The sequence below is a fragment of the Vibrio sp. KUL78 genome (assembly GCF_059725505.1).
The window spans coordinates 2,158,432-2,169,580 of the sequence record NZ_AP045837.1 but is presented as its reverse complement, the minus strand read 5'-3'; the positions used below and the strand labels follow the sequence as shown (position 1 = coordinate 2,169,580).

Genomic DNA, 11,149 nt, shown 5'->3' with positions numbered 1-11,149 from the left:
AATGTCGTACACAACTTTGGATGAATACCAAAGAAAATGGATTTTTACCCATCAATCAATGCCTGTGCCTGAAGCGGATTGGCCACAGATCAAACCGATGACGCAAGCCCGTGCCGCACAGTTTTGGAAAGAAAACATCAGTGCGCAAAGTCCGGATGCAGAGCGCCTAAGTAGCCAAGACTGGCCAATGAAAGACAACAATTGGTGGGACGAAGTGGATTGGATGCAGGCGTGGGAAGCCGATGAAAATGATTTACCAGAAGCGGTAGCGCAATTCATTGACTGGCAGGATGACGTGACAGTGTACTTCTGCTACGAAAAGTACAACGTGATTGAGACCAAATGGTCGACCTTCAAACGCTATTGGAAGAACTTCCTATTTTACGATGACGGCCCTATTTTGTTAGGCCGCCGCCGCTCAGAAGCGCTTTGGTTCTCGACCAATGGTACGGTAAAACTCGGTAAACGTAAGTAATCAAAAACGCCAGCATCTGCTGGCGTTCTTCTGTCTAGAAGGTAAGTCCCAGCTCTCTAAGTGCTTCCGAGGCTTGCTCCGCATCGGCAAACTGAATGGCGTGCATGCCGTTGTTTTTCGCCCCTTCTACGTTATAAGGCATATCATCAAGAAACACGGTTTCTTCGGCAACTAAGTCGTTGTGGGTCAACAGCGACTGATAAATGTTGTTACTCGGTTTCAAGAAACCAAGTTCAGATGAAATGGTGGCATGTTCAAACAGTGGCCAAAAATCGTATCTCTGTTTTAAGTGCGCGACAATCTCATTCACATTGTCGGTGAGTGCGAAGATCCGATACCCGGCTTGTTTTAGTGCATTAATCAGGTCGAGCGTACCAAACAGCAAGATTTGCGTTTCTTTAACGTAGTAAAACAGTCTATCGCACTCTGTAGTACTCAAGCCCAATGTCGTCTGATACAGCGCTTTAGCTTGCTGCTCGGTGAGCAAGCCTTTGTTGATATTAAGCCAAGTTTCAGACTGGAAAATGCGTGTAGCTAACTCTTTCGATTCATCACCTAGAGTCCCGAAAGTCAGGTTGACGATTTCAATTGGTGACCAGCGAACAATGACGTTGCCGACGTCGAAGACTACGTTTTTTATAGATACAGAGTTCACGACATTTCCTTATAGGTTATTGTGTATGTAGGCTTAAGGTTTAGCCTACCTCAATCTCGTTATTGTCTCATTACAAGTGCTGTGTTTTTTCCGTCAAAAAATCGATCAGCACCCGAACGCGCTTCGCCTTTTGTGTATTGCGGTGAAAGTACACATAGAGCCCTGAATAGGGGAACCAGTACTCAGGCAGCACAGGGATAAGCTCGCCTTGTGCAAGGTCTTCTTGAATCATGGGCTCAATCAAGCGTCCAATCCCCAAACCTTTTCGCGCTGCGTTGACCATAAGTGTGGTGTCATTGACCACCATAGCGGTCGGCATCTCTACGATGAGGTTTTCTCCGCCGTTATTGAGGATAAGAGGGGCGATTTGATTCGAAGAGATGAAACGATATTGGATCATCTTGTGCGCTTTTAGATCGTCCGGCTTGCTCGGTAGCCCAAATTTCTGCACGTAGTCCTTTGAGGCAAAAAAGGCTTCTTTGGTTGGGGAGGTGAGTTTTTTAGCCACCATGCCTTCCTCAACCCTATCTCCAAACCTTACCCCTAAATCAAAGCCTTCATTGAGGATATCAATAGCGGCGTCAGAGATGGAAATCTCTAACTCAATATGGGGGTAGCGATGACAAAATTCGGCATAGATGTGCTCGAGTACATATTGGTAGACGAACCTAGGTACGGTTATGCGTACCTTTCCTGTGGGCACGCGGCTTAGGTCACTTATGCTTTCAACGGCTAGATTTAAGTCGGATATAGAGTGATAGGTTCTATCGTGAAGTAATTTGCCTGCTTCCGTCACCTCGATACGTCTCGTTGTACGTGTAAACAAAGGCAGTCCGATGTGCTGCTCAAGTGCCTTCAGTGCATTGCTGACAGACGGCGCGGCCATCTCAAGCTTTTGTGCCGCCTTAGTGATACTGCCTTCCTGAACTATGGTGTTGAAAATCACCAGTTGATTAAACGTCGTTCCATTCATACAAAACCTCTTTGGTTATTAGCTAAAGACTAATAATGAATTAGATAAAAGTCATCTAATCTTTATTAATTGTTGGCGCTACAATTCTCAGCAAGTTAAGTCACCACGAACCAACAGAATTACTAAGAGAGAAAGACTATGAGCCAAGTACTTGTTATTTCTGGTCACCCAGAGCTTGAATCGTCATACACCAACAAAGTTATCCTTAACCAGCTTAGTGATAACATTTCTGACATCGAAGTACGTCGCCTTGATGCCTTGTACCCGGACTACAAGATTGATGTTGAAGCGGAACAGCAAGCGATGATTAAAGCCGATGTTATCGTCCTTCAGTTCCCTTTCTACTGGTATTCAATGCCAGCTTTGTTGAAGAAGTGGATGGACGACGTGTTTAGCTTCAACTTCGCGTATGGTCCAGAAGGTGACAAGCTCAAAGGTAAAGATTTCATTCTCTCGTTTACGGTGGGTGGTCCTGAGGAGTCCTACGATCCGCTTGGGTATAATCACTTCACTATTGAAGAGATGCTTCGTCCGATGCAGCAAACGGCTTATCTTGCGGGCATGAATTACATCAAGCCAATCTATACTCATCGTATGGTGTACATTCCGGGTGTGTACAACAAGCTTGAAGAAGTGGAAGCTAGTGCGCGTGACCATGCAACCCGAGTCGAAGCGCAAATTGAGGATTTGATTTACTCGCCAGAGAATCGTATTCAGAAGTTTGTTGCGAACTGGTTTGCTAAGTTCGACCGCCTTGAAGAGTCGACAGAACAGTTTACGCGCTATTTGGCCGAGGATGTTAAGTGGACAGTACCAGAAGGTGAGTTCATTGGACATGAAGGCTTCAGAGATTGGTATGCGATGGTTCGCAAGGTCTTTAAACCGGATTGTGACCATGTGGTGGAACAAGTCGAGGTGAAGGAGTCGGAGTTGGGTTATGTCGCTGAACTTAGAATCCGATTGATCGCGGAGACGTTTGATGACTCTCCAATGAAGGGCGATGACATTAACTTGTTAGTCAATGAAACTTGGCAAGTGAGTTTTGATAGCAATGGCGATGTTCATATCCATAGCTACGAAGTGATACCCGTTAACTCTTAATTAGCTTGTCGCTGCGTCGTCAGTTCTTTGGAATTGACGGCGCGCAAATCATAGCTGGAGGACAGAATGAACGAGAACAAAGTAGCGTTAGTAACTGGTGGTAATCGCGGGATTGGACTGGCGATCGTCAAAGGGTTAGCTGAGCACGGCTTTGACGTTGTTCTTGGTTGTCGAGAGCTCAGTCAAGGAGACGCAGTTGCGAGTGCCATCGGGGCTAATGTTGTTGCGGTGGAACTTGACTTATCAACCCATGAATCGCGACAGCGAGCGCTAGCACACCTATCTGAGCGTTTCTCTAAGATAGACGTTTTAGTCAACAACGCGGGTGTGCTTGAGGAAACGCCTTTTGCACAGCTTTCAAATGAAGCGCTAATGTCGTCCATGCAAACCAATGCTTTTGCAGCGTTTGAGTTAACTCAGTACTTTGCCAACCAAATGACGAGCAATGGTTATGGACGGATTGTTAATATCTCGTCGGGTTGGGGTGCATTTTCTGATGGCCTAACGGGGCCGGCAGCATACTCAATCAGCAAGGCGACGCTTAACGCGATGACGAAAGTCGCAGCAAACAGCTACAGCGGAGACATTAAGATTAATGCGATGTGTCCGGGTTGGGTACGGACTGACATGGGCGGAATGAGCGCCACTCGTTCACCGGAAGAGGGTGCTGAGACAGCTATTTGGCTCGCGATGCTGGGTAGCGATGCCCCAACAGGCCAGTTCTTCCGAGATAAAAAGCAGATTGATTGGTAATAAAAACGGCAGCTCAATGAGCTGCCGTTTTTGATCGACGACCGATTATTCACAAGGTGGAGCAAGGTGAATCAGTGCTAAACCGCCTTGAGACGTCTCACGATATTTCTTATTCATATCTTTACCAGTTTGGTACATGGTATCAATGACTTTATCGAGAGAGATTAGGCATTTGCTTGTACGCTTAAGCGCCATACGTGAGGCGTTGATGGCTTTCATCGCACCCATTGCGTTGCGCTCGATACATGGAACCTGCACCAAACCACCGATAGGGTCACAAGTCATACCGAGAGAGTGCTCCATAGCGATTTCTGCAGCGATACACATCTGCTCGTTACTGCCGCCACGAAGCGCCGTGAGACCCGCTGCTGCCATTGAAGAAGACACACCAACTTCACCCTGACAACCTACCTCAGCACCTGAAATCGAAGCATTGGTCTTGTACAAGATACCGATAGCGCCGGACACAGCAAGGAAGTCTTTAAGCTGTTTGGTATCCAGTTCTTTGATGAATCTGTGGTAGTACATCAAGACGGCAGGAATAACGCCAGCCGCACCATTAGTCGGTGAGGTCACCACTTGACCGCCCGCTGCGTTTTCTTCGCTGACAGCAAATGCGAACAGGTTAATCCAATCCATGATTTCCATTGGATCGTTTTCGACTGCTGCGTTAGCTTCCAGCTTCTTAAGAAGGTTAGGGGCACGGCGAGTCACGTTTAGACCGCCATCTAAGATACCTTCCGTCTCAAAGCCACGTTCCATACAGCGCGTCATCACGCGCCAAATCTGCTCAGCTTTCTCGTTGATATCTTCGATGTCTTTAAACGCAAGTTCGTTACGAAGCACCATACCGCCAAGACTCATGCCGTTCTTCTCGGCAAGCGCTAACATCTCATCTGCGCTAGTGAATGGATACTCAACGCTGACTTCTTCTTCGTCTTTGCCGTGTTGCAACTCGTGTTCCGTCGCGATGAAACCGCCACCGATTGAGTAATAGGTTTCGAAACCAACACGATTGCCTTCTTTATCGAAAGCGGAGATCGTCATGCCGTTTTCATGGAGAGGGAGGTTTTCTTCATGGAACAGCATGTCGGTTTTGTAGTCGAATGAGATGGTATGCTTACCAGCAAGAGGCAGTTCGCCCTCATCAATCGCTTTCTTCATAGCTTGGTTAGCACTAGAAATCTTGATGGTGTCTGGCTTATTGCCAAGTAGACCTAAGATAGTCGCTCTATCGGTATGGTGACCAATACCCGTTAAAGAGAGCGAACCATAGAGGTCAACCTGTACACGATTTACCTTATCAAGGTTGTCAGCAATGAGCTTTGTGAACTGATAGCCAGCGATCATTGGGCCATTCGTATGGGAACTTGAAGGGCCGACACCAACTTTATATATGTCGAAGATGGACAACATAACTTATTACCTTATTACCTTATTACAGCAGTACTGAACCAAGCCAGTCGGGGATATATAGACAAATAACCACAGTGAACGCTGCGAAGACAAATAGCCCGTAGTGGCTGGCTTTTGGCTTAGCGATCAAGTGCTTCTGTTTATGAATAAAGTCTAGCTGTTCGGGCGTTACTTCGCCCCATTTATAGCTAGTGGTCAATCCTACGACCAAAAATACCAAAGTCCCTATTGGTGCAAACCACGGCCACGCGATGTCCATTCCTTTGGCAGCAAATACGGCGACTATGCTAACAATACTTCCGAGAATAATGCCTTTTTCGTTGGCTTTCTTAGATGCTATTCCTAACACAAAAGAGCCAAGACGAATACCTACAAAAATTGAGGTCAGACTAGCGATCGTTTTTAATACGGATTCGTTAGATACCGCCAAAATTGCCGGTACGACTACCGAAGCCGCCGCAACCAAACTCATTTTTCTCGCGGTACTTTCATAATGCGTACCTTCAGCATCGGTTTTAATGAAGCGCTTATAAATATCAAATGTCGCTACGGTTGCCATTGAGTTGTAAGTTGAATCCAGTGTCGACATCGCCGCAGCTGCTAATGCTGAAATGATCAAACCAATAATAATCGGATTGGTGTGGTTAAACACAAAATCTAAGATGACTTCATTTTGGTTATCAAAGACTTGACCATCGTAAAACAGGTTGAGTAGTACACCTAAGACTGCGAACAGTAGATAGATAAAAAACGCGCCGTATCCGCAAAGCAGCATCGACTTTTGGGCTGTATTGACGTCTTTCGTGGCCAGAGTTCGCTGGATAATAAGCTGGTTAGTGCCGTAAACACTTAGATGCAGAAACGCAACGGCAACTAACCCTGCCCAGAGTGTTGTATCGACACTTGGATCCATACTCAGGTTGATGACGTTGAGCATCTCAGGTGTCGATTTCACGCCGCTATCTATGTCGAAAATTAAAATAAAGAAGATAGCGATAGTACCAATGACTAGGATCAGCGACTGAAGCATATCTGTCCAAATGACCGTCGAAATACCGCCGGCATAGGTGTAAATAGCGGTGAATACGCTTATACACAAAATCGCTTGGGTAATGGTGATGGGTAACACCTGAACCAGAATTAGCGACACCGCATACAAGATGACACCTGCGGAGATACATTGCACCACAAGAAAAACGATCGAGTTGATGGTTCTAGCATAGATACCAAAACGCATCTCTAGATACTCATAGATAGAAGTCAGCTTGAGCTTGTAGAAGATAGGAACGAAAAACACCACGGTGAAAAAGATCACCAAAGGGTAGTTGAGGTGGATCGCCATCGCTTCCATCCCTGTTCCATAAACCCAACCGGGCATTCCGATAAAGGTCATTGCACTTATATAAGTCGCGAGAATGGATACTCCCGCTGTAAACCAACCGAATTGACGTCCACCTGTCGAAAAGTCTCCACCCGTTTTCAGCTTCCTATTTACTAAGTAGCTGATAAATATGGTTGTTGTAATGTATAGGGCGATTACAACGAGGCTTGAGTACGTAACCATTCTTGATTATTCCAAAACATCTTTTGCTTCAAATTCGAGTGGATTCTATCGTCATTGTAGGCGAATGATACAGTTCTGAGTCAATAAATGTGAGATCTATCGACTAAACTGGCTATAAATACATCAAAATGGCGAATTTTGCGTGTTAGTGTGATCGTTGTCACTAAAACCTGCGCTTTGGGTGCGTATTCATTGGTTTTTGATATGGATCACGGATCTTTAAACCACAAAAAAAGTAAGATTCATCTCGCAGGACGGGGGCAGTCAAACAAAGTTTAGAAACACTGTGCTCGCCATTAAAAATACTATACCTAATTAAAATAAGGGTTTAACGGCTATGACCGCTAAAAAACACATGAGCGAAGTTCCAATGATCCAAAGGGTAGCTGCCTATTTAGCTATCTTGGTTGGTTACTTCTTTTACTGTTATAACTTTGTAATTATTGACTACGTACGCCCCTACATCGTTGAAGCGTACGACGGAATTAGCTTGTCGGACACGGCTCAGTTCTACACATGGCAGTCCGTTGGTGCCCTGATTGGTGCATTAAGCTGTGCTTGGTTCGCAACCAAGTTTGGTAAAAAGAACACCTTGATTGCTATTACTGCACTAAACGGTGGCGCAACCATCATCAATATGATGTTTACCGACTACGCAACATGGGCGGCAATGCGTTTCATCATCGGTCTATCGTTGGGTGGCTACTTCACGGTTGCTGTTTCATTGATGATTGGTCTATTCACACCAACAGTGCGCGGTAAGTTGACGGCCTTTGCATCTTCTATGTTCTCTGTCGCTTTGATGGTAATGGGTGCGTATGCAGCATTTATCACAAGCATCGATGCTCCATGGCAAAGCCTCATGTGGGTTGGCGGTGTGCCACCACTAGCAGCAGCTGTACTAATGATCTTCGTTTTACCAAGCGACAAGAAAGTGATTGCTTACGGCGAAGAAGAGCAAGCGAAGGCTGAAGCTTCAACAGACTCTAACGTGACAGCGAAGAAAGGTTCTTGGGGCGAGATGCTAAGCAAGCCTTACCGCACTATCACTATTACGTGTTTGCTACTTGCAGGTCTGAACTTCTACGGCTTCCAGTTCTTCGGTGGTTTCGTAACGACTTACCTACGTGAAGTTCGTATGTTTGACGGTGCAACAATCGGTCTTATCTTCTCCATCTCAGCATTTGGCTCGCTATTTGGTGCTTGGTTCTGGGGTTGGGCGGCAGACAAGTTTGGTCGTAAGGTGAACGCATTTGGTTTCATCCTAGCCGGTATCATGGTGTCAATCTTCTTCATCGCACCGGGTGACAAGGTTATTGGCGGTCTGAACATGCTCGCTATCCTTGGCCTGATTTATAACTTCGGTCTGTCTTCATCAGCGGTATGGGGTGGTTACTTCTCAGAGCTATTCCCAGCCCACCTTCGTAGCTACGGTGCGGCACTGTTCCACGGTGGTCGTATCCTAGGTATGTGGGCGCCAATGGTACTTATCTTTATCCAAGAGCGTACCGACCTACAAACGGCAATGTGGGGTTCACCAATCGTATGGATCATCGCAGGTCTTCTATGGCTAACACTGCCAGAGACACTAAAAGGCGGCGTGTTCCACAAAGAGAAGAAAGTAGAAAAAGCGAGCGCTTAATTCAAGAGCTTAGTCTTTAACAAACCTCAGTCTTTAAAGAACTTAGTCGACGGGTAGATTCTCTCCGGTATCTGAAGATACCTGTCGACAACCTAACTTAATTACGAGTCCTGTTCCAACAATGACTCATCATTAATAAGAGAGATGATTATGTCTAAATATCAAGAAGCAAAACGCGTTGTACGTGAATACTTCGACGCAATGGAAAACGCAACGCACGAAAACGTTGCTGAAGTACTAAAAGCTCACACTTCAGAAGATTACCTATGGCGTGGTGTTTACCCATTCCGTGAGCAAGAAGGTGCGGAAGCAGCTGCAGAAGTTTTCTGGGCTCCTTTGATGAAATCTATGACTCGCATGCAACGTCGCCAAGATATCTTTATCGGCGGTGAAAACGAAGTAACGTCAGGTGAAATCTGGGTTATGAGCATGGGTCACTTCATGGGTCTATTCGATGCTGAATACCTAGGTATGCGTCCAACAGGCAAAATCATGAACATCCGTTACGCTGAATTCAACTGCGTAGAGAACGGTAAAATTACTAAAACAGGTCTTTTCCTAGACCTACTAGGTGTGATGGATCAAGCAGGCTGCTACCCACTTCCACCGTCAACAGGTAAGCACTTCACTTACCCTGGTCCTCGTAACCACGACGGTCTACTGTTTGAAGATGCAGCGCCTGAAGAAGGTCAAGCGACTCTAGATCTAGTAAACAAGATGGTTGCTGACCTTTCTGCACTTAATGACAGCGGCGCAATGGGTTGCCCACCAGAAGTACTAGCGAAGAGCTGGTCTGAAGACATGATCTGGTACGGTCCATGTGGTATCGGTGCATCTTACACTATCCCTCGCTACCAGCAGCAGCACCAGCTTCCGTTCCGTAATAACCTAAAAGACAAGAAGTTTAACGGCCACGTATGTCGTTTCGCAGAAGGCAGCTTCTCTTGTTTCTTTGGTTGGCCAAACCTATCTAACACGCCAATCGGTGGTTTCCTAGGTATGACTGGCGGCGAAGTTCGTGCGGACATGCAAGTAGTAGACGTTTACTACCGTGACGGCGACAAGCTATCTGAGAACTGGGTACTGATCGACCTACCTTACTGGCTAAAACAGCAAGGTCTAGACGTGTTCGAGCGTACTTCAAGCATCCTTAACCCTTCTCTATAAGAGCAATACCTACGGCTTGAGCGTCCTCTCAACCTCAAGCCTGCTCCCAACCGATGCCACAGGATGTGGCATCGTTTTTCCTGATTATTATTTTTAACGGGCTGTTAGGCACGGAGGCTTTCTATTGCCTGTAAAGTAGGAAGCAAATGAAAAAGTCTGTATTAAGTGTACTAGTGGTAACTGCACTTACTTCTGCCTCTGCAATGGCCGCACACACTTTTACCAATGAAAATGGTGACTCTTTAACTATTGACGGTCGTTTTGAAGTTCGCTACCAAAACAAGGCACGTAATTTTGATGACAACGCTGGTGAGTATGAAGCTCGCACTGATGAATTCAACAGCGGCAGTTCTCGTTTCGGATTCAAAGGCGTTAAGCAACTTGAAAATGGTTGGCAAGGCTTTGGTCACGCAGAGTGGGGTTATAACTCTTCTTCGACTGCCAATGACATCTACAGCCGTCTTCTATACGCAGGTGTAGAACACGAAAAGTGGGGTAAAATCGCTGCAGGTACTAAGCAGTGGAGTACTTTCTATGATGTGGCTTGGTACACCGACTTAGGTCGTACCTATGGTTCACGTGGTACTGGCTATTACAATCTAGCGGATTGGGGTATTGCTTCAGGCACAGGTCGTGCTGAAAACTCTATTACTTATCGTAACAACGTGGGTGGTGACTGGAAAAACGGCTTCACTTACCAAACAACACGTAACGATGTTGCTCTAGCTGGCAATGCAACTGCAACATTGAAAAACGGTATGGGCGCTTCTACCTCTTACTCGTTTGAAAATGGTCTAACGCTTGGTTTGGCGTATCACCAGAATGAGCTTACAGATATCGAGAATGCATCTAATATCAACGATGGCGACATTCAACGTATCGCGCTGCTTGGTGCAAACTATTCATTAGGCGGTTTCTATGTTGGTGCGACATACAGCGAAGGCTCTAACTGGGAAGTAAACGACAACGCTGAATTTTATGATTCGCGTGGCGCAGAGCTATACACTTACTACCATTTCGAAAATGGTCTTCGTCCAACGCTTAACGTTAACTACTTAACTAGCAAAGATGACAATGGTAATGGCTACGAGCGTCAAACCATCATTCCAGGTCTAGAGTATCACTTTACAAAGAACACCTTCCTTCTTTGGGCTGAATACCAGTTTGACCAAGGTAATGACCAATACGTGCAAGACCACTACGATAACCGCGATAACCAGTTCTCTGCGGGTATCCGCTACTACTTCTAATAACTTGTTCCCTCAACCTGTTGCAATTTGGGAACAGGTAATTGCTGCAGGTTGATGGGTACAACCCATTTTAGATGGTATTTATGTGCTAAAGCCTTACATTTAAACGATGTAAGGCTTTTCTGTTTATGCATACGTACCAATTTATGCTAC

10 protein-coding genes are annotated in these 11,149 nt (G+C 45.8%); 6 read left to right on the top strand and 4 right to left on the bottom strand.

The window, feature by feature from the left end:
- The first annotated feature begins 1 nt into the window (after position 1).
- Positions 2–475: a DUF2947 domain-containing protein gene (locus AC6I8Y_RS10080; RefSeq protein WP_234495728.1), complete on the top strand. Its 474-nt coding sequence runs from the start codon at positions 2–4 to the stop codon at positions 473–475.
- A 34-nt stretch (positions 476–509) separates the two neighbouring features.
- Here the strand turns inward: AC6I8Y_RS10080 and AC6I8Y_RS10075 are convergent, their stop codons facing one another.
- Together AC6I8Y_RS10075 and AC6I8Y_RS10070 are read right to left on the bottom strand one after the other, a co-directional pair.
- Positions 510–1,130 carry an HAD family hydrolase gene (locus tag AC6I8Y_RS10075; protein WP_498020099.1) on the bottom strand — a complete coding sequence of 207 codons (621 nt, stop codon included), beginning with the start codon at positions 1,128–1,130 and terminating at the stop codon, positions 510–512.
- A gap of 70 nt (positions 1,131–1,200) precedes the next feature.
- On the bottom strand, positions 1,201–2,103 hold the full coding sequence (locus tag AC6I8Y_RS10070) for a LysR family transcriptional regulator (RefSeq protein ID WP_498020098.1): 903 nt from the start codon (positions 2,101–2,103) through the stop codon (positions 1,201–1,203).
- Between the two features lie 138 nt (positions 2,104–2,241).
- Here AC6I8Y_RS10070 and AC6I8Y_RS10065 point away from each other — a divergent pair, with 138 nt between their 5' ends.
- Together AC6I8Y_RS10065 and AC6I8Y_RS10060 are read left to right on the top strand one after the other, a co-directional pair.
- Positions 2,242–3,204, top strand: a complete 963-nt coding sequence (locus AC6I8Y_RS10065) for an NAD(P)H-dependent oxidoreductase (RefSeq protein WP_498020097.1) — start codon at positions 2,242–2,244, stop codon at positions 3,202–3,204.
- Positions 3,205–3,270: 66 nt separating this feature from the next.
- Positions 3,271–3,957, top strand: a complete 687-nt coding sequence (locus AC6I8Y_RS10060) for an SDR family NAD(P)-dependent oxidoreductase (protein ID WP_394151435.1) — start codon at positions 3,271–3,273, stop codon at positions 3,955–3,957.
- A 45-nt stretch (positions 3,958–4,002) separates the two neighbouring features.
- Here AC6I8Y_RS10060 and AC6I8Y_RS10055 read toward each other — a convergent pair whose 3' ends face one another.
- Both AC6I8Y_RS10055 and AC6I8Y_RS10050 read right to left on the bottom strand, forming a co-directional pair.
- A complete protein-coding gene (locus AC6I8Y_RS10055; RefSeq protein ID WP_394151434.1) occupies positions 4,003–5,373 on the bottom strand; it encodes an L-serine ammonia-lyase in 1,371 nt (456 codons plus the stop codon).
- Between the two features lie 22 nt (positions 5,374–5,395).
- The gene (locus AC6I8Y_RS10050) at positions 5,396–6,937 is read right to left on the bottom strand and encodes a sodium:solute symporter family transporter (RefSeq protein ID WP_498020096.1); all 1,542 of its coding nucleotides are present in this window, start codon (positions 6,935–6,937) and stop codon (positions 5,396–5,398) included.
- A gap of 337 nt (positions 6,938–7,274) precedes the next feature.
- Here AC6I8Y_RS10050 and AC6I8Y_RS10045 point away from each other — a divergent pair, with 337 nt between their 5' ends.
- From AC6I8Y_RS10045 to AC6I8Y_RS10035, 3 genes are all read left to right on the top strand, one after another.
- Positions 7,275–8,579: an MFS transporter gene (locus AC6I8Y_RS10045; protein ID WP_498020095.1), complete on the top strand. Its 1,305-nt coding sequence runs from the start codon at positions 7,275–7,277 to the stop codon at positions 8,577–8,579.
- A 150-nt stretch (positions 8,580–8,729) separates the two neighbouring features.
- Complete coding sequence (locus AC6I8Y_RS10040) at positions 8,730–9,746, top strand: nuclear transport factor 2 family protein (RefSeq protein ID WP_234495737.1); 1,017 nt, start codon at positions 8,730–8,732, stop codon at positions 9,744–9,746.
- Between the two features lie 146 nt (positions 9,747–9,892).
- Positions 9,893–10,996 (top strand): porin, encoded by a 1,104-nt coding sequence (locus AC6I8Y_RS10035; RefSeq protein ID WP_498020094.1) that lies wholly within the window; start codon positions 9,893–9,895, stop codon positions 10,994–10,996.
- The last annotated feature ends 153 nt before the right edge of the window (positions 10,997–11,149 follow it).

What these genes read in the sequence shown, in the direction of transcription:
- AC6I8Y_RS10080 (WP_234495728.1), top strand. Translation starts at nt 2, where the DNA reads ATGTCGTACACAACTTTGGATGAATACCAAAGAAAATGGATTTTTACC.
- AC6I8Y_RS10070 (WP_498020098.1), bottom strand. Translation starts at nt 2,103, where the DNA reads ATGAATGGAACGACGTTTAATCAACTGGTGATTTTCAACACCATAGTT.
- AC6I8Y_RS10065 (WP_498020097.1), top strand. Translation starts at nt 2,242, where the DNA reads ATGAGCCAAGTACTTGTTATTTCTGGTCACCCAGAGCTTGAATCGTCA.
- AC6I8Y_RS10060 (WP_394151435.1), top strand. Translation starts at nt 3,271, where the DNA reads ATGAACGAGAACAAAGTAGCGTTAGTAACTGGTGGTAATCGCGGGATT.
- AC6I8Y_RS10055 (WP_394151434.1), bottom strand. Translation starts at nt 5,373, where the DNA reads ATGTTGTCCATCTTCGACATATATAAAGTTGGTGTCGGCCCTTCAAGT.
- AC6I8Y_RS10050 (WP_498020096.1), bottom strand. Translation starts at nt 6,937, where the DNA reads ATGGTTACGTACTCAAGCCTCGTTGTAATCGCCCTATACATTACAACA.
- AC6I8Y_RS10045 (WP_498020095.1), top strand. Translation starts at nt 7,275, where the DNA reads ATGACCGCTAAAAAACACATGAGCGAAGTTCCAATGATCCAAAGGGTA.
- AC6I8Y_RS10040 (WP_234495737.1), top strand. Translation starts at nt 8,730, where the DNA reads ATGTCTAAATATCAAGAAGCAAAACGCGTTGTACGTGAATACTTCGAC.
- AC6I8Y_RS10035 (WP_498020094.1), top strand. Translation starts at nt 9,893, where the DNA reads ATGAAAAAGTCTGTATTAAGTGTACTAGTGGTAACTGCACTTACTTCT.